Annotated in this window: 11 protein-coding genes; 10 read left to right on the plus strand and 1 reads right to left on the minus strand. The window is 46.5% G+C overall.

The annotated features are described in order from the left end of the window. The first annotated feature begins 482 nt into the window (after window positions 1-482). From gltB (ACED45_RS03335) to ACED45_RS03380, 10 genes are all read left to right on the plus strand, one after another. On the plus strand, window positions 483-5,030 hold the full coding sequence (gltB, locus tag ACED45_RS03335; protein ID WP_048658043.1) for a glutamate synthase large subunit: 4,548 nt from the start codon (window positions 483-485) through the stop codon (window positions 5,028-5,030). Next, the gene (locus tag ACED45_RS03340) at window positions 5,030-6,499 is read left to right on the plus strand and encodes a glutamate synthase subunit beta (protein ID WP_371713304.1); all 1,470 of its coding nucleotides are present in this window, start codon (window positions 5,030-5,032) and stop codon (window positions 6,497-6,499) included. The genes gltB (ACED45_RS03335) and ACED45_RS03340 overlap by 1 nt, the downstream gene beginning before the upstream one ends. Window positions 6,500-6,927: 428 nt before the next feature. Then, window positions 6,928-11,391 (plus strand): glutamate synthase large subunit, encoded by a 4,464-nt coding sequence (gltB, locus tag ACED45_RS03345; RefSeq protein WP_371713305.1) that lies wholly within the window; start codon window positions 6,928-6,930, stop codon window positions 11,389-11,391. Window positions 11,392-11,407: 16 nt separating this feature from the next. Then, window positions 11,408-12,820, plus strand: coding sequence for an FAD-dependent oxidoreductase (locus ACED45_RS03350; protein ID WP_371713306.1), 1,413 nt, complete (start codon window positions 11,408-11,410; stop codon window positions 12,818-12,820). Between the two features lie 177 nt (window positions 12,821-12,997). Then, window positions 12,998-13,426, plus strand: coding sequence for a DUF1499 domain-containing protein (locus ACED45_RS03355; RefSeq protein WP_371713307.1), 429 nt, complete (start codon window positions 12,998-13,000; stop codon window positions 13,424-13,426). A 127-nt stretch (window positions 13,427-13,553) separates the two neighbouring features. Further along, entirely contained in the window at window positions 13,554-14,249 is a 696-nt protein-coding gene (mtnN, locus tag ACED45_RS03360) for a 5'-methylthioadenosine/S-adenosylhomocysteine nucleosidase (RefSeq protein WP_371713308.1), read from the plus strand. A gap of 10 nt (window positions 14,250-14,259) precedes the next feature. Beyond that, window positions 14,260-15,213 carry a cobalamin biosynthesis family protein gene (locus ACED45_RS03365; protein WP_371713309.1) on the plus strand — a complete coding sequence of 318 codons (954 nt, stop codon included), beginning with the start codon at window positions 14,260-14,262 and terminating at the stop codon, window positions 15,211-15,213. Window position 15,214: 1 nt separating this feature from the next. After that, window positions 15,215-16,075 (plus strand): vitamin B12 ABC transporter substrate-binding protein BtuF, encoded by an 861-nt coding sequence (gene btuF / locus ACED45_RS03370; RefSeq protein ID WP_371713310.1) that lies wholly within the window; start codon window positions 15,215-15,217, stop codon window positions 16,073-16,075. A 74-nt stretch (window positions 16,076-16,149) separates the two neighbouring features. Then, complete coding sequence (locus ACED45_RS03375; protein WP_146490532.1) at window positions 16,150-16,767, plus strand: TRIC cation channel family protein; 618 nt, start codon at window positions 16,150-16,152, stop codon at window positions 16,765-16,767. 208 nt (window positions 16,768-16,975) lie between these two features. After that, window positions 16,976-17,821: a LysR family transcriptional regulator gene (locus ACED45_RS03380; protein WP_060983044.1), complete on the plus strand. Its 846-nt coding sequence runs from the start codon at window positions 16,976-16,978 to the stop codon at window positions 17,819-17,821. On the opposite strand, the gene ACED45_RS03385 is transcribed toward ACED45_RS03380, so the two are convergent. After that, on the minus strand, window positions 17,772-18,551 hold the full coding sequence (locus ACED45_RS03385; protein ID WP_060983043.1) for a TSUP family transporter: 780 nt from the start codon (window positions 18,549-18,551) through the stop codon (window positions 17,772-17,774). The genes ACED45_RS03380 and ACED45_RS03385 overlap by 50 nt on opposite strands. Window positions 18,552-18,659: the final 108 nt, after the last annotated feature.

An 18,659-nucleotide genomic window follows, 5' to 3' on the forward strand; every position in this document is an offset into this window, starting at 1 on the left:
AAAAAAAATTACATCCCTGCAAAATTCGACCAATTAGTTTACTCAAGGCTTTTTGCGAGCAACCTAACAAATATCAATAAACATGCAAAAAATCGGCTCTATTTGCCTAATGTTGCACATTTGTTAGGCATTAAATTCAAAATAAAACGAAAAAAATGGTCTACATGGGTCAACTTTCATTGCAATTCGCCTAGACAAAATTGTAGGATACTTACACATATTGGCTATTTTTGAGTATTTACTTACAACGAAAACTTGCTAATAAGTCGGTGATATCTAACTCCCACCTATATAAACCACTAGTTTGTGGTTAAAAATAAACAGGTATCACTAAGGATTGTTTTTCTCGCAATACTTTTCCTGCGAGATACGGAAAGGATTCAAACCGCCAGCATAGGCAGGTTTAGACCCATAAATATAAAAGGACAAGGCTGACTTTATACAAATAAGTTGCGCCTAGATTTAACTGGAAGGATGTATCTATGGTAGATCAAGAGCAGAACTCACAGGGTCTGTATACTCCTGAATTGGAGCATGACGCTTGTGGTATCGGTTTTGTTGCGCATCTAAAGAATCGCAAATCTCATGATGTAGTAACTCAAGCACTCGATATGCTTGCACGTATGGAACACCGTGGCGGCCAAGGCTGCGATCCGTGTTCTGGTGATGGTGCAGGTATCCTGCTACAGAAGCCGCACGAATTCTTACTAGAAGAAGCCGTAAAGCTTGGAATTAAGCTGCCATCTTTTGAAAAATATGGTGTTGGTGTTGTACTTTTCCCTAAAGATGAACACAAACGTGCACAGTGTCGTGACATTCTAGAACGCAATGCACAACGCCTTGAGTTAGAAGTGATCGGTTACCGTGAACTTCCAACTGACAATTCAATGATTGGTGCTGACCCACTAAGCACTGAACCTCAATTTGAACATGTATTTATTTCTGGCGGCCCTGGTATCACACCAGAAGAACTTGAGCGTAAACTGTATGTTCTACGTAACTACACGGTTCGTGTATGCCTAGAAAGCGTTTCAAATATCGGTGATGACTTCTACATCAACTCTATGTCTTACAAGACATTGGTGTACAAAGGTCAGCTAACAACTGAACAAGTTCCTCAGTACTTCCTAGACCTGCAAAACCCAACCATGGTGACAGCTCTAGCACTGGTACACTCTCGCTTCTCTACCAATACATTCCCACGTTGGCGTCTAGCTCAGCCTTTCCGTTACATCGCGCATAATGGCGAAATCAATACGGTTCGCGGCAACCTGAACTGGATGAAAGCGCGTGAAGCAATCCTAGAATCGGATCTGTTTACACAAGCTGAAATCGACATGCTACTGCCTATCTGTCAGGAAGGTAGTTCGGATTCATCAAACTTCGATATGGCACTTGAGCTACTTGTTCTTTCAGGTCGTACTCTGCCACATGCGTTGATGATGATGATCCCGGAAGCATGGCAAGAAAACAAAAACATGGACCCAACTCGTCGTGCGTTCTACCAGTACCACGCGAACGTAATGGAACCATGGGATGGCCCAGCATCTGTATGTTTCACCGATGGTGTTCAAGTAGGTGCAACGCTAGACCGTAACGGTCTGCGTCCTTCTCGCTACACAGTAACAAAAGACGATTTCCTAGTAATGGCGTCTGAGTCTGGTGTTGTTGAGATTGCACCTGAAAACGTTGAGTACCGTGGTCGCCTGCAACCAGGTCGTATTTTTGTTGCTGACCTTGAGCAAGGCCGCATCATTTCTGATGAAGAAGTGAAAGACAGCATTGCTAAAGCACAACCCTACGAAAAGTGGGTTGAAGAGAACCTTCTGAGCTTGAAAAAGCTACCAGATGCGAGCAACGAATTTAGTCAACCTTCTCCAGAGAAACTTCTCCACAAACAACAATCGTTTGGTGTGAGCTCTGAAGAAGTCAACGAAATCATTCTACCTCTTGCGAAAACAGGCTACGAGCCACTTTCTGCAATGGGTGCTGACTGGCCGCTAGCGATTCTTTCTCATCAATCACAGCACCTTTCAAACTACTTCAAACAGTTGTTTGCACAAGTAACCAACCCGCCGATCGACCCGATTCGTGAGCGTATGGTTATGTCTCTGAACACTTACCTAGGTAAAGATCAGAACTTACTTGCTGAAACACCTGAACACTGTCAAAAAGTAGAGCTTGAGTCTCCAGTACTGTCTAACTCTGAGTTAGAAAAACTGCGTGCAATCGATAACGAGCACCTTCAAGCGAAGACGCTGGATATCGTATTCCAAGCAAATGGCGACCAAGGTAAATTAGAGCGCGCACTTAAGCGTATCTGCCAATACGCAGAAGACGCAGTGATTGATGGCTACTCTATCATCCTACTAACTGACCGTGCGGTTAACTCTAACCATGCCGCTATTCCAGCAATGCTGGCTGTTGGCGCGGTTCACCACCACCTAATCCGTAAAGGTCTACGTGCTAAGTGTGACATCGTGGTTGAAACGGGCGACGCTCGTGAGACACACCACTTTGCAACGCTTATCGGTTACGGTGCGAACGCAGTTAACCCATACCTAGTTATTGAAACGATTGTTGAACTGCAACGTACGAAGAAGCTAGATCCAAACGTACACCCACGTGAGTTATTCGATAACTACCGTAAAGGTGTTAACGGCGGTCTACTTAAGATCTTCTCTAAGATGGGGATCTCTACGCTGCAGTCTTACCACGGTGCACAAATCTTTGAAGCACTTGGTGTTAGCAAATCAGTGGTTGAAAAATACTTCACAGGTACTGTTTCTCGTATCCAAGGTCTAACGATCGACGATATCGCGCGAGAAGTACTGGTTCGTCACCGTGTTGGTTACCCAGCTCGTGAAATCCCAGCTCAGATCCTTGATGTTGGTGGTGTTTACCAGTGGAAACAACGTGGTGAGAAGCACCTGTTCAACCCTGAAACGATTTCTCTACTTCAAGAGTCGACGCGTAACAAAGATTACGGTCAGTTCAAGAAGTACGCAAAAGCAGTTGATGACCAAGGCGACAACGCAGCAACGCTACGTAGCCAACTGGACTTCATCAAAAACCCTGCAGGCTCTATTCCTCTAGCAGAAGTAGAACCAATCGAGAACATCCTTAAGCGTTTTGCTACTGGCGCAATGAGCTTTGGTTCAATCTCGCATGAGGCTCACTCAACACTGGCTGTTGCGATGAACCGCATTGGCGCGAAATCAAACTCAGGTGAAGGTGGTGAAGATCCAGCACGTTTCGAACGTAAAGAAAACGGCGACTGGGAACGTTCAGCAATCAAACAGGTGGCTTCTGGTCGCTTTGGTGTAACGTCTTACTACCTATCTAACGCTGATGAGCTACAAATCAAGATGGCTCAAGGTGCGAAACCGGGCGAAGGTGGTCAACTACCTGGTGATAAGGTTGATGACTGGATCGGCGCAACGCGTCACTCGACTCCGGGCGTAGGTCTTATCTCGCCACCGCCACACCACGATATCTACTCAATCGAAGATTTGGCTCAGCTGATCTACGATCTGAAAAACGCGAACCGTAATGGCCGTGTAAACGTGAAGCTAGTATCAGAAGCTGGCGTAGGTACGATTGCATCTGGTGTAGCGAAAGCGAAAGCTGACGTGGTACTTATCGCAGGTTTTGATGGTGGTACGGGTGCATCTCCGATGTCTTCTATCCGTCACACTGGTCTGCCTTGGGAACTGGGTCTAGCAGAAACGCACCAAACACTACTGAAAAACGGCCTACGTAACCGTATCGTTGTTCAGTCTGATGGTCAGATGAAAACACCACGTGACCTTGCAGTAGCAACACTACTTGGTGCTGAAGAATGGGGCGTAGCAACAGCAGCATTGGTTGTTGAAGGCTGTATCATGATGCGTAAGTGTCACAAGAATACATGTCCTGTTGGTATCGCAACACAGAACAAGACTCTGCGTGAACGTTTCGACGGCCGCGTAGAAGACGTAGTGACTTTCTTCCAATACATGGCAGAAGGCCTGCGTGAAGTAATGGCTGAGCTCGGCTTCCGCTCTATCGATGAGATGGTGGGTCAATCGCACAAACTGAAAGTGCGTGATGACATCGGTCACTGGAAGTACAAGAACCTAGATCTAACGCCGGTACTGCACATTGAGCAGGCGCGTGAAGAAGATGGTATCTACAACCAGACACAACAAAACCACAACCTAGAAGATGTTCTAGACCGTAAGTTGATTCAAGCTGCGATTCCTGCACTTGAGAAAGGCGAAGCTGTAAGTGCAAGCTTCCCTATCATCAACACGGACCGCTCTGCAGGTACCATGCTGTCGAACGAAATCTCGAAGGTTTACAAAGACCAAGGTTTACCACAGCCAATGAACGTTAAGTTCCACGGTAGTGCTGGCCAATCTTTCGGTGCTTTCCTTGCGAAAGGCGTTAAGTTCGAAGTAGAAGGCGACGCGAACGATTACTGGGGTAAAGGTCTGTCTGGCGGTACTTTGGTACTGTACCCAGATGCGAAATCATCTATCGTTGCTGAAGATAACATCGTGGTAGGTAACGTATGTTTCTACGGTGCGACTTCAGGTGAATCTTTCATTCGCGGTATGGCTGGCGAACGTTTCTGTGTTCGTAACTCAGGTGCGAAGGTTGTTGTTGAAGGCGTTGGTGACCACGGTTGTGAATACATGACTGGCGGTGTTGCTATTATCCTTGGCTCAACGGGTCGTAACTTTGCTGCGGGTATGAGTGGCGGTGTCGCTTATGTTTGGGATAAAGCGGGCGACTTCGAAACCAAGCTTAACTCTGAACTTGTCGACCTAGATCCAATTGAACAAGAAGATAAAGATCTTCTACTAGATATGCTAACGAAGCACGTTGAATTCACAGGAAGTGAAGTTGCTCAGTCTTTCCTAGACAACTTTGAAGCAAGTGTTGCATCACTAATTAAAGTAATGCCACGCGACTACAAAGCAGTTCTTGAGAAGCGTAAAGCTGAAGCACAACAGGCACAAACGGAAGAAGTGGAGGCAGTATAATGGGTAAGCCTACTGGATTTTTAGAACACGGTCGTGAGCTTCCAAAGAAGCTCGACCCGTCAGTTCGTATCGAAGACAACAAAGAGTTCGTACTTAACGAAGAGTTTGGTGACAAGATCAATACTCAAGCATCTCGTTGTATGGACTGTGGCGTACCTTTCTGTCACAGCGGTTGTCCGATTGGTAACATCATCCCAGAATTCAATGACGCGGTTTACCGTGACAGCTGGGAAGAGGCTTGGAACATCCTAAGCTCAACTAATAACTTCCCTGAATTTACAGGTCGTGTGTGTCCTTCTCCTTGTGAGAGTGCTTGTGTACTAGGTATCAACCAAGACCCAATCACTATCTGTAATATCGAGAAAACGATTGTAGAAACTGCGTACCGTGAAGGCTACGCAAAACCTAAAACACCTCGTTCTCGCACAGGCAAAACGGTAGCTGTTATCGGTTCAGGCCCTGCAGGCCTAGCCGCTGCTGAGCAACTGAACAGTGCAGGTCACTCCGTGACTGTATTTGAACGTGACGAGAAAGTTGGCGGCCTACTGCGTTTCGGTATCCCAGACTTCAAACTGGGTATGGACGTGATTGATCGTAAGATCAATCTAATGGCTGAAGCGGGCGTTGGGTTTAAAGTGAACCAACACATCGGTGTTGATGTTAACGCTCAGCAACTACGTCAAGAATTTGATGTAGTTCTGCTAACGGGTGGTTCTACGGTCCCTCGTGACCTACCAATTCCAGGTCGTGAGCTAAAAGGCGTTCATTTTGCGATGGAATTCCTTGGTCAAAACAACCGTCGTGCCAACGACCTAGACCTGAAAACAGAAGAGGTTCACGCTCAAGATAAGCACATTGTGGTTATCGGTGGTGGTGATACGGGTTCTGACTGTGTAGGTACCTCAAACCGTCATAAAGCAGCAAGCATTACTCAGGTAGAGATCATGCCGATCCCACCAGAGAAACGCCCTGCAAATATGCCTTGGCCTCAATACCCAATGATCATGAAAACAACGACTTCTCACGAAGAAGGTTGTGAACGCCACTGGAACATCTTAACCAAAGAGTTCATCGGTAACGAGCAAGGTCAAGTGACGGGTCTACGTATTGCTGACATCGTTTGGCAAGATGCGAAACCAGGTGAGCGCCCAAGCTTTGAAGAAGTGGCGAACACAGAACGTGTTATCCCTTGTGATATGGCATTCCTAGCGATGGGTTTCTTACACCCAGAGCCAACAGGTGTGCTAGCTCAACTAGACATTAAACTGGACGAGCGCGGTAACGTCGCTTCTGAAGGTTACGCAACTAACCAGAAAGGCGTTTTCGCTGCTGGTGATATGCGTACAGGTCAGTCTCTAGTAGTACGTTGTATTAATGAAGGTCGTGAATGTGCAATTGCTATTGATGACTTCTTAATGGGTAACTCAAACTTAGAAGCGAAAGCTGATTCACTCATGCTTTCCGCATAATATTTCTCGGGCTAGCGTCGATGACGTTAGCCTAGAGGAAAAGCAACACCCTTCCTAACTTTTATATTTGGCTAGCACTCGATGCTAGCCTTTTTTCTATCTGGCCTTCGGCGTTTTCAAAAACACCCTGTTGTATATGTTAAATATCATTAACATTCATCTTGCATATCTCATTGATATCCATCGACTATTTTAGATTATTAAGTGGCTAATCGCGTTTATGCATGATAATTAACCATGAACTTGACCTTAAACACAATTAGCTATACGTTGTAAAGCTGATGAAAATAAAATCAATCGGTTTTGTTAACACAACCAATAACGTTTTAACTGGCTAAAGCAGACTATCAGTTTATAAAAAACAACAAGTACATGAATAGTTAGTCATTTACTGTCTGGATGACAGAGAAGCAAAAGGGAGAATTGCAATGGCTCTATATGATCCTAGTCTTGAAAAAGACAACTGTGGATTTGGTTTAATAGCGCAAATGGAAGGCCAACCTAGTCATAAGTTGGTAAGAACTGCTATTTCAGCCCTAGATCGCATGACACACCGTGGTGGTATCGCTGCGGATGGTAAAACCGGAGATGGCTGTGGGTTATTACTGCAGAAGCCAGACTCTTACCTCAAAATTATCGCAGAAGAGAATAACTTCAACCTCGGCAAGCAATACGCTGTCGGCATGATTTTCTTCAGCCAAGACCCAATCAAAACGCAATCCGCGCAAGACATCGTCAATAAAGAGCTCGCTCAAGAGACACTCACCGTCGCAGGTTGGCGTGTCGTGCCGACTAACACCGACGTGTTAGGTCCAATCGCAAAAGACTCAGTGCCCAACATTCAACAAGTCTTTATCTCAGCACCTGCAGGTTGGCGTGAACGCGACATCGAACGACGCCTATACATTGCTCGTCGCAGAATTGAAAAGCAGATCACCGAAGACAAAGATTTCTATATCTGTAGCCTTTCAACACAGGTGATGGTCTATAAAGGTCTGTGTATGCCTGCCGATCTTCCGCGATTTTACCTCGATCTTGCAGACTTACGTATGGAATCGGCGATATGTCTGTTCCACCAGCGTTTCTCAACCAACACACAACCACGCTGGCCACTGGCTCAACCATTCCGCTATTTGGCGCACAATGGTGAGATCAATACCATAGAAGGTAACCGACAGTGGGCTAAGGCTCGTGCCTATAAATTCTCTTCACCGCTGCTTCCCGATTTGCAAACCGCTGCACCTTTTGTGAATGAGACAGGCTCAGATTCTTCAAGCCTAGATAACATGCTCGACCTGTTCCTTGCCGGAGGTATGGATGTGTTCCGAGCGATGCGTATGCTTGTTCCGCCCGCATGGCAAAATCACCCAGACATGGACCCAGATCTGCGTGCCTTTTACGACTTCAACTCCAAGCACATGGAACCGTGGGATGGCCCTGCTGGCATCGTACTTTCAGATGGTCGTTACGCCGCATGTAACCTTGATAGAAATGGCCTGCGTCCTGCGCGTTATGTGATTACCAAAGATAATCTAATCACACTGGCATCTGAGGTCGGTATCTGGAACTACGCACCGGATGAAGTTGCAGAAAAAGGCCGTGTTGGTCCAGGTGAACTACTGGTAATAGATACTCGCCGCGGCAAGCTGTGGCAATCTAATGAGATCGACAATGACCTCAAAGGTCGCCACCCATATAAAGAGTGGATGGAAAAGAACGTTCACAAGTTAACGCCATTTTCTGCGCTGCAAGATGACCAAGTCGGTAAGCGTAGCTTTGACGATGACACGCTAAAGACCTACCAAAAACAGTTTGCGATGAGCAACGAGGAATCAGACCAAGTACTGCGTGTACTTGGTGACATGGGTCAAGAAGCGGTAGGTTCAATGGGCGATGATACGCCGATGGCTGTGCTCTCTTCAAAAGAGCGTCTGGTTACTGATTACTTCCGCCAGAAGTTTGCACAGGTCACCAACCCACCAATTGATCCACTGCGTGAAAAACACGTGATGTCTTTGGCGACCAGTATTGGTAAAGAGATGAATGTGTTCTGTGAGACAGACGGTCACGCCTATCGTGTCACGTTTGATTCACCAGTACTGCTTTACTCAGACATACAGCAGCTTCTGCAGTTAAGTCAAAAACATTACCGTCATGTTATTCTCAGCATGCACTATGACCCTAACCATCAAGACCTTGAACAAGCAATCAAAGCAGTATGTGATAGCGCCGAACAAGAAGTCCGTGAAGGTGCCGTTTTAGTTGTGCTGTCGGATAAAGGGTTAGAGAAAGGCAAACTACCAATCCCTGCAGCCATGTTGGTTGGTGCGGTGCAAACAAGACTTGCTGATACCAATCTGCGTTGCGATGCCAACATCGTGGTTGAGACAGCAACTGCTCGAGACCCACACCAATTCGCAGTGCTACTTGGCTTCGGTGCGACCGCGGTTTACCCATACCTGGCTTATGAAGCATTAGGTAAAATGTTAGATGATGGCTCTTTAGATAAAGACTATCGCACCGCGATGCAGAACTACCAAAACGGCATCAACAAAGGTCTGTATAAGATCATGTCGAAGATGGGTATTTCTACGATTGCTTCATATCGTTGTTCGCAACTTTTCGAAGCCGTTGGCCTACATTCCGATGTTGTTAAGCTCTGTTTCCGCGGAGTTACCACACGAATCCAAGGCGCAAGCTTTAGCGATTTCCAACAAGATATCTATAACTTATCTCGTAAAGCGTGGACTAAGCGCAAACCGATCGAACACGGCGGTTTACTGAAATACGTCCATGGCGGTGAATATCACGCCTACAACCCAGATGTAGTTGGCACACTGCAAACCGCAGTTAAAACTGGCGAAACTTCGGATTACCTATCTTTTGCTAAACAGGTAAATGCTCGCCCTGCGGCAATGTTACGTGACTTAATGAGCCTGAAAAAAGCCGATAAACCACTAACACTTGAGCAAGTAGAGCCAAGTAGCGATCTGTTTAAGCGCTTTGACTCGGCTGCGATGTCGATTGGAGCTTTGAGCCCAGAAGCTCATGAAGCACTGGCTATGGCGATGAACCGATTAGGAGGCTACTCCAACTCTGGTGAAGGTGGTGAAGACCCACGACGCTTTGGGACTGACCGCAACTCGCGCATCAAGCAGATTGCGTCTGGTCGATTTGGCGTAACACCGCATTACTTAACCAATGCAGATGTTCTGCAAATCAAGGTCGCGCAAGGTGCGAAACCCGGTGAAGGTGGTCAGCTGCCAGGTCATAAAGTCACGGCAGAAATCGCCAAACTGAGATACTCAGTTCAAGGGGTCACGCTGATTTCCCCTCCTCCACATCACGATATCTATTCCATCGAAGATTTGGCACAGCTGATTTTCGACCTTAAACAAGTGAATCCTAAAGCCTTAGTTTCAGTGAAGTTAGTATCCGAACCGGGTGTTGGTACTATCGCGACAGGTGTAGCAAAAGCCTATGCCGATCTAATCACTATTTCTGGCTACGATGGCGGTACCGCAGCGAGCCCACTGACCTCAGTAAAATACGCAGGCTGTCCTTGGGAACTAGGGCTAGCAGAAACCCAGCAAGCATTGGTTGCTAACGGGCTTCGTCATAAGATCCGTCTGCAAGTCGATGGTGGTCTGAAAACCGGTCTTGATGTGATTAAAGGTGCGATTTTAGGCGCTGAAAGCTTTGGTTTTGGTACCGCACCAATGGTCGCAATGGGTTGTAAGTTCTTACGAATTTGTCATCTCAACAACTGTGCAACGGGTGTCGCGACTCAAGATGAAACATTGCGCCGCGAATACTTCAAAGGCCTGCCAGATATGGTGGTGAACTACTTTACTGGCCTAGCCGATGAAGTTCGCCAATACCTTGCAGAGCTTGGTGTAGAAAAACTCACCGACTTGATTGGCCGTACTGATTTACTTGAAGCCGTTCAAGGTCTCACAGCGAAACAGAGCAAACTCGATCTATCTTCAATACTCGAAGCTCCAGTCTCTCCGGAAGGTCACCCGCTGTTTTGGACCGAACCAAACGCGCCATTTGATAAGGCTCAGCTCAACCAGCAGATCCTGGATGATGCACTCGATGCGATTGAGAAAAGACAATCCACCAGCCTTTACTACAACGTGATTAATACAGACCGCTCGATAGGCGCACGTATCTCTGGCGAAATTGCTAAGCGATATGGCAACCAAGGCATGGCTGGTTCACCAATCAAATTGTATCTCGATGGTACCGCAGGCCAATCCTTTGCTGTTTGGAACGCAGGCGGCGTAGAGCTTTACCTAACGGGTGATGCTAATGACTATGTTGGTAAAGGCATGGCTGGCGGTAAGGTGGTTATCAAACCTCACCAAGGCACCGCATTTACTTGTAACGAAGCAACCATCATAGGTAACACCTGTTTGTATGGTGCAACCGGAGGCAAGTTATATGCTGCAGGTACGGCTGGCGAACGATTTGGCGTACGTAACTCAGGCACGGTTGCCGTGATTGAGGGTGCGGGTGACAACGCCTGTGAATACATGACGGGCGGTATTGTTGCCATTCTTGGCGCAACTGGCGTTAACTTCGGTGCAGGTATGACGGGTGGCTTCGCTTATGTCATGGACAAGAACGAAGACTTCCAAGGTAGAGTGAACAACGAGTCGGTTGAGGCGCTTTCTTTGTCTGACTTATATATCCACCAAGAACATCTGCGTGGCTTAATTGCTGAGCACTTAGAAGAGACAGGCTCAGTGCACGCTGAAGCTATTCTGGCGAACTTTGATGAATGGATTCCGAAGTTCTACCTAGTGAAACCAAAGACGGCGGATCTAAACACCTTGCTCGGCCACCAAAGCCGCAGCTCAGCTGAACTTCGTGTTCAAGCGCAATAATTGGAAGGAGCCAATAATGAGCCAGAATGTATACCAATTTATTGATGTGAATCGCGTAGACCCAGCGAAGAAACCAATCAAGATACGTAAAATTGAGTTTGTAGAGATCTACGAACCTTTCACTAAACAGCAAGCCAAAGCACAAGCAGACCGCTGTTTAGATTGTGGTAACCCTTATTGTGAATGGAAATGTCCAGTTCACAACTACATCCCTCAGTGGCTTAAGCTTGCTAATGAAGGGCGCATTATCGAAGCCGCTGAACTGTCTCACCAGACCAACAGCCTGCCAGAAGTATGTGGCCGTGTTTGCCCTCAAGACCGCTTATGTGAAGGCTCTTGTACTCTCAATGATGATTTTGGTGCCGTCACCATAGGTAACATTGAAAAGTACATTACCGATAAAGCCTTTGAGATGGGTTGGAAGCCAGACATGTCTCACGTTGAATGGACCGATAAAAAGGTCGCAATCATCGGTGCGGGCCCAGCTGGTCTTGCGGCGGCTGATATCTTAGTACGTAATGGTGTGAAAGCCGTTGTGTTTGATCGTTACCCAGAGATAGGTGGTCTCCTCACTTTCGGTATTCCATCGTTCAAGCTTGAGAAAGGTATCATGGAGAATCGCCGCCGCATCTTTAGCGAGATGGGTGTTGAGTTCCGAATGAATATCGAAGTTGGCAAAGACATTCAACTTCAAGAGCTGGTCGATGATTACGACGCTGTTTTCCTTGGTGTCGGCACTTATAAGAACATGCGTGCAGGTCTAGATAATGAAGATGCTCCGGGTGTTTATGACGCTCTGCCATTCTTGATTTCTAATACCTACAAGGTCATGGAACTGGACAACCCAACCCCATTTATCGATATGCAAGGTAAGAAAGTCGTCGTGCTGGGTGGTGGTGATACCGCGATGGATTGCGTTCGAACCTCTATTCGTCAGAATGCGGCAGATGTGGTGTGTGCTTACCGTCGAGATGAAGCCAACATGCCGGGCTCTCGCCGTGAGGTGAAGAATGCACGTGAAGAAGGCGTGAAGTTCAAGTTTAACCTCCAGCCTATCGGCTTAGAGCTTGATAGTTCTGGGCATGTTGCTGGCGTTAAAGTCGTGAAAACCGCATTAGGTGAACCTGATGAAGCAGGCCGTCGCCGCCCAGAACCTGTTGAAGGCAGTGAGCATGTTCTTGAGGCTGATGCCGTAATTATGGCATTTGGTTTCCAACCTCATACGATGGAATGGCTAGAACCTTTCGGTGTGGAGCTCGATCAGTGGGGCCGCATCAAGGCTCCTAACAAACAAGAGTTTCAATACCAAACCACCAACAGCAAGATCTTTGCAGGTGGTGATGCGGTTCGAGGATCTGACTTAGTGGTGACCGCTATCGATGAAGGCCGTAAAGCCGCAGAAGGGATCTTGGACTACCTAGAAGTGTGACTAATCTAAGGTTTCCTTTATTACTCAGGCCGTTACTATAAAAAAGGGATCCAATGATGGATCCTTTTTTGAATTAGATACGTTTATCACAAGCACAACAAAAATACGTAAAACAATCGCAAACAAACCAATGCCGATAACTACAATTAGAATTAAAACAACGCCATAGGAAACATTATGAAAAAAGCAGCTCTCCTCTCGCTATCACTTTTAACGTTAACCGCTTGCAGCCAAGGAATCACGGACATGAAAGACAGAACTTCATCACCTTGTGGAGACAAACCAAACTGCGTATCAACTCAAGATGATCGTGAGCAACATGCATTGGCCGCGTTTAAGTTGTCAGATTCAGCGAGCTTAGATGCGATTGAGCAGGTTGCGCTAACCTTACCGGGATCAAAAACCGCGAGTAAAACAGAAGATTATCTGCGTGTTGAATGTACTTCGCGCATCATGCGTTTTGTCGATGACTTAGAACTTAAAATCACGGATGGCAAACTGATCGTGCGTTCAGAGTCTCGTACTGGCCATTCTGATTTTGGCGTAAACCGAAAACGAGCTGAACAACTTCGTGCTAGCTTGAAAAGCGAAGGCCTAATCAAATAGATAAAAGAATACGCAGATAAATCGCTACTATTCGGATGAGAAGTGCCTCTGGGCAGTCGCTCGACACTTCTTATCCATGCTACAATTTCGCTCTACTGTTTAAATATTATTTATTAAGAGACTACACATGAAAATCGGCATCATTGGCGCAATGGAGCAAGAAGTTGCGATCCTAAAAGCAGCAATTTCAGACATTACTGAAGTTAATAAAGGCGGTTGTACCTTTTTCTCTGGTCAGCTAAATGGTGTTGACGTTGTTTTGCTTCAATCTGGCATTGGTAAAGTAGCAGCGGCTGTTGGTACTTCAATCCTACTAAGCGAATACCAACCAGATGCCATTCTGAACACGGGCTCTGCTGGCGGTTTTGATTCAACACTGAACCTTGGCGATGTGGTTATCTCAACTGAAGTTCGACACCACGATGCAGACGTTACAGCTTTCGGTTACGAAATCGGCCAAATGGCAGGTCAACCTGCAGCGTTCAAAGCTGACGACAAACTGATGGCTGTTGCAGAACAAGCACTAGCACAAATGGAAGATAAGCACGCCGTTCGCGGTCTTATCTGTACTGGCGACGCATTTGTTTGCACAGCAGAACGCCAAGAGTTCATCCGCAAGCACTTCCCATCTGTTGTTGCTGTAGAGATGGAAGCATCGGCTATCGCTCAAGCTTGTCACCAATTCCAAGTACCATTCGTGGTTGTTCGTGCAATCTCTGATGTTGCAGACAAAGAATCACCAATGAGCTTCGAAGAGTTCCTGCCACTAGCAGCGCAAAGCTCTTCTGAAATGGTTATCAAGATGGTTGCCCTACTAAAGTAAGCGACTAGACATGCAAACACTGTTTGATCAGGTATTTGCAAATGGCGTGCTCCTTGTGATGTGGGGAGCACTGCTTTTTCATTTAATTTTACCTATTCCTCATGCCGCACACCCGACGACCTTATGGCATAAGTTTGCTGAGCTTTTAGCAAGCAAGGTTAATAACAACCAAAACTATTCCCAAAGCTTAATCTCGGGCACGTTAGCCTGGGGATTAATGGTGCTGCCGACTCTGATTATTCTGTTGGCCTTGCAACCTTTGGTTTGGCAACCTCAACTGTTTGAGTTAGCACTGTTATTACTCGCGATTGATTGGCGTAATAATGAAAAGCTGGCTAATCAGTTGATCAAGGCACTTGGTCGAGAAGATAAAGCCGCCGCTCGTCAGTTACTGGCTCCAATTGTCAATCGTCAGACCGAATCACTTTCATCACTTGGCCTAGGCAAAGCCGCCACAGAAACCATCATCATGGGTTACGCTCGTAACGTAGTTTGTGTGCTGTTCTGGTACGCCGTCGGTGGTGGTATCGCCGCTTTGATGTATCGCCTGATCGTCGAGTTAGCTCGAGCTTGGTCACCAAGCCGTAAGCAGTTCTCTCCTTTTGGTTCAACGGCAATCAAGATCGTCGCTATCCTAGAATTTATACCCATGTGCTTGTTTGCCTTGATGATCGTCTGTGGTGATAAAGCGTCTCACACATTTAAGATGATGCTCGTTCAGAGTCGCTCTTGGCCTCTACCCGGCCCGGCATGGTTAATTACAGCCGTAGGGAACAAGCTGGAGTTATCATTGGGTGGCCCTGCCATTTATGACAACACCAAAGCCATTCGAGCAAAATTAGGCGGCAGAATCGCCCCATCAGCACTGCATTTATCTCAGGTTCAAAAGCTACTTTTTGGTCGCATCGCTATCTGGATATTCTTACAAAGCCTAGCCTTACTCATTATTCACCAAGGGATTTAAAGTGAAACCCTCTCAACTTGTTACACGATACTCTGCCCTCGCATTCACTCTCAGCTTCAGTTTATGGGCACCCACTTCATTTGCGACAGAAGTAGCAACAGCCGAACGTGTTATCAGCCTCGCTCCTCATGCGACCGAGCTAGCGTACAGCGCAGGCCTAGGTGACAACCTTATCGCGGTGAGTGAACGAAGTGATTACCCACCACAGGCTGATAAGCTTGAGAAGGTGGCAAATTATCAAGGCATCAAGGTTGAGAAAATAATCGCACTGCAGCCAGATCTGATTCTCGCATGGCCTGCAGGTAACCCGCCTAGAGAACTCGCGAAATTAGAGCAGTTCAGTTTCAATATTTACTACTCAAAAACCAAAAGCCTAGACAGCATCGCGACCAATATTGAACAACTGAGCCAATACGCAAGCGACCCGAGTATCGGTGAAAATAATGCCAAGCAATACAAAGAACAGCTCAACGCGTTAAGACTAAAATATAAAGATGCCGAACCGGTAAACTACTTTTATCAGCTTAGTGAAAAGCCGATCATCACTGTGGCTCAAGGGCATTGGCCAAGTGAGGTGTTTGAGTTTTGTGGTGGCCACAATATTTTTGAAGACAGTGCTTCCCCCTATCCGCAAGTTGGTATTGAACAAGTTATATTAAGAAAACCGCAAGTGATCTTCACTTCTCAGCACGCGATTGAGAATGGAACCATGTGGCAAACATGGGAAGATGAGATCCCAGCAGTTGTTCAAAATCAGATTTGGTCACTCAATTCTGACTGGATTAATCGCCCGACAACGAGAACTTTGAAAGCGATCCAACAAGTGTGCGATTTCTTCGATAGAGCTAGGCAAAATCACTAACTATTTGCTGCGTTTTTTCGTACAATTCGCCACCGACCTGTCCCTATAATTTTAACTATAAGAGCACCAGTATCATGGACTCCATGCTGCTTTATATTATCGATTTATTTGGCACTGCCATCTTTGCTATTTCAGGCGTTTTTGTCGCTGGCCGTCTTAAGATGGACCCCTTTGGCGTAGCCGTTCTGGGCAGTGTAACCGCAATTGGCGGCGGTACTATTCGTGACATGGCATTGGGTGCAACTCCAGTGTTTTGGATCACTGACACCACCTACCTTTGGGTAATCATCATTACCTGCTTGCTGACCATGATCATCGTAAGGCGTCCCAAACGTCTGGCGTGGTGGATACTGCCAGTATGTGATGCAATCGGCCTAGCGGTGTTTGTTGGCATTGGTGTAGAAAAAGCGCTTATCTATCAAGATTCAGCACTAGTGGCCATCATCATGGGTGTCATCACCGGCTGTGGTGGCGGTATTATTCGTGACGTACTTGCCCGTGAAGTACCGATGATCCTACGAAGCGAAGTCTACGCGACCGCTTGTATCATCGGCGGTGCATTCCACACTATGGCTATTCGCATGGGGCACGATTCAGAGACGGCATTTTTAGCCGGTGTATTCTCAACGCTGCTGATCAGGCTTGGGGCTATTCGTTGGCACTTATCACTGCCGACCTTCGCCATCAAATAGACCATTACCAAATATTAAGAAAGGCTCCTCAAAGGAGCCTTTCTTAATTTGAGCTCCCCCCAACACAATTATTATGCTCTCGCGTTACACGTGCGAGCATAACTAAAAATACCTAACTAGGTTCAAAGCTTTAGTTTCAAGTCTAGAGAATGGATTGCGTTTCAGGTAAGTTGACACAATCATTCCCAGCTTTCATGAATATAACCCAATGCTACTCGAAGGAATCGAAACTCTACTGGTATTGAGTAAAGCAAAGACCATGAGCCGCACAGGCAGTTTGCTTTATATCAGCCAATCAGCGGTCAGCAAACGGATTGCGAATTTAGAAAAGAAGCTAGGTAAAAAGCTCATTGAACCGAGTGGCCGACAGATAAAACTCACGCCGGATGCAATTGCATTAATCGAGAGTATTGGCCCTACATTCAATGAACTTCGTGGTCTTATTTATGAACAGCAAGAGTTGGAAGATACCACTCTCATTACTTTAGATAGCTCTAAGTCGCTGATAGCGGGTTATTTAGGTGAAATGATGGGGCAATTTATCCAACAAGATAAGTACATCACCATTACCACCAACCACACGCCGAGAATCATAGAGCGAGTACAATCTGGCAAGGCGACTTTGGGGTTGTGTGCTGGCTTACTGCCACCGCATCATGGTTTGATGGCATTCCACCTGTTTGATGAGCCGTTTTACATAGTGAGTAAGTCACCGCTAACGGAGCTTCCTCCATTGGTGATTACCAACGATATGACCAATCCTGCCAACTCTTATCAGCTCTCTGTATTGGAGAAATTTGGCATTAAACCCTTGATGGAGATGGATGCTTATACCGCAGCCGCGCAACTTGCACTTGGTGGAACTGGACCAGCCTTAATCCCGCTCTCTATCGTAAAGACGCTCAATATTGAGTCTCAATACCTATTTAGCTTTCAAGAACTAGAAGGCCTTATTCGACCGATTCATATCTGTGTCAGACCAAATAGCTATCAGTCTCCACGAGTTAAAGCACTGATAGAATCCATTGTTGATGCTGTTCCCAAAGCAGTTTAGACGCCATTAGCATCGACATTACGATCACAAGGGGGCGAATCCATTTCTGCCCTTTTGTCACCACTACTTTAGCGCCAAGCTGGGCGCCCATAAAGCCGCCGACCGCCATCACTAATCCCAGCTCCCAAATTGGCAAGCCTGCTAAAATAAAGAAGATCAAGGCTGCGATATTCGAAGTGAAGTTAAGTACCTTGGTGCGCGCAGTAGCATCGACTAACGAAAAATGGCCAATAGCAACAAAACAAACTGTGAAGATAGAACCTGTGCCCGGACCAAAGAAACCATCATAGAAACCAACACCGCCGCCAACACATAACGCAAACATCGCCTCAGAGATCTTCTGTTTACCCTCAGACGCTCTGGTTTGTGGTGCTAACAGGAAATAGAGAGAGATTGCGATAAGCAGCAACGGTATCACACTAGTCAGTAGGCTCGCATCAATGTGCTGGACTAACTCGGCGCCAATGGCAGAACCAATAAAGGTACAAAAGATCGCGAGTCGCATCTCTTTAATACTGACTATACCGTTACGCACGAAATACCAACTCGCAGAAAAGCTACCAAATGAGCTTTGGAGTTTATTGGTTGCCAGTGCCTGCGTTGGTGGTACTCCGGCCGCGAGCAATGCCGGTAGAGTCAGTAACCCACCGCCGCCAGCCATTGCATCAATAAAGCCTGCTGCCGTTGCAACAACAAACAAGATAGCCAATATTTCTAGAGTGATTTCCATATACCCACGCCTTAAGTTCTCGTATAGCGACAAGTTACCACCGTGAGCAAACGATCAACAACGAAACACAAGATTCTAACCTATTCCAGATTTTCACCATTTAACTCA

Source organism: Vibrio crassostreae (assembly GCF_041439375.1).
GTDB classification, from domain to species: Bacteria; Pseudomonadota; Gammaproteobacteria; order Enterobacterales; family Vibrionaceae; genus Vibrio; species Vibrio crassostreae_D.

What these genes read in the sequence shown, in the direction of transcription:
- gltB (WP_048658043.1), top strand. Translation starts at nt 483, where the DNA reads ATGGTAGATCAAGAGCAGAACTCACAGGGTCTGTATACTCCTGAATTG.
- ACED45_RS03355 (WP_371713307.1), top strand. Translation starts at nt 12,998, where the DNA reads ATGAAAAAAGCAGCTCTCCTCTCGCTATCACTTTTAACGTTAACCGCT.
- gltB (WP_371713305.1), top strand. Translation starts at nt 6,928, where the DNA reads ATGGCTCTATATGATCCTAGTCTTGAAAAAGACAACTGTGGATTTGGT.
- ACED45_RS03340 (WP_371713304.1), top strand. Translation starts at nt 5,030, where the DNA reads ATGGGTAAGCCTACTGGATTTTTAGAACACGGTCGTGAGCTTCCAAAG.
- ACED45_RS03375 (WP_146490532.1), top strand. Translation starts at nt 16,150, where the DNA reads ATGGACTCCATGCTGCTTTATATTATCGATTTATTTGGCACTGCCATC.
- ACED45_RS03380 (WP_060983044.1), top strand. Translation starts at nt 16,976, where the DNA reads ATGCTACTCGAAGGAATCGAAACTCTACTGGTATTGAGTAAAGCAAAG.
- ACED45_RS03350 (WP_371713306.1), top strand. Translation starts at nt 11,408, where the DNA reads ATGAGCCAGAATGTATACCAATTTATTGATGTGAATCGCGTAGACCCA.
- ACED45_RS03365 (WP_371713309.1), top strand. Translation starts at nt 14,260, where the DNA reads ATGCAAACACTGTTTGATCAGGTATTTGCAAATGGCGTGCTCCTTGTG.
- ACED45_RS03385 (WP_060983043.1), bottom strand. Translation starts at nt 18,551, where the DNA reads ATGGAAATCACTCTAGAAATATTGGCTATCTTGTTTGTTGTTGCAACG.
- mtnN (WP_371713308.1), top strand. Translation starts at nt 13,554, where the DNA reads ATGAAAATCGGCATCATTGGCGCAATGGAGCAAGAAGTTGCGATCCTA.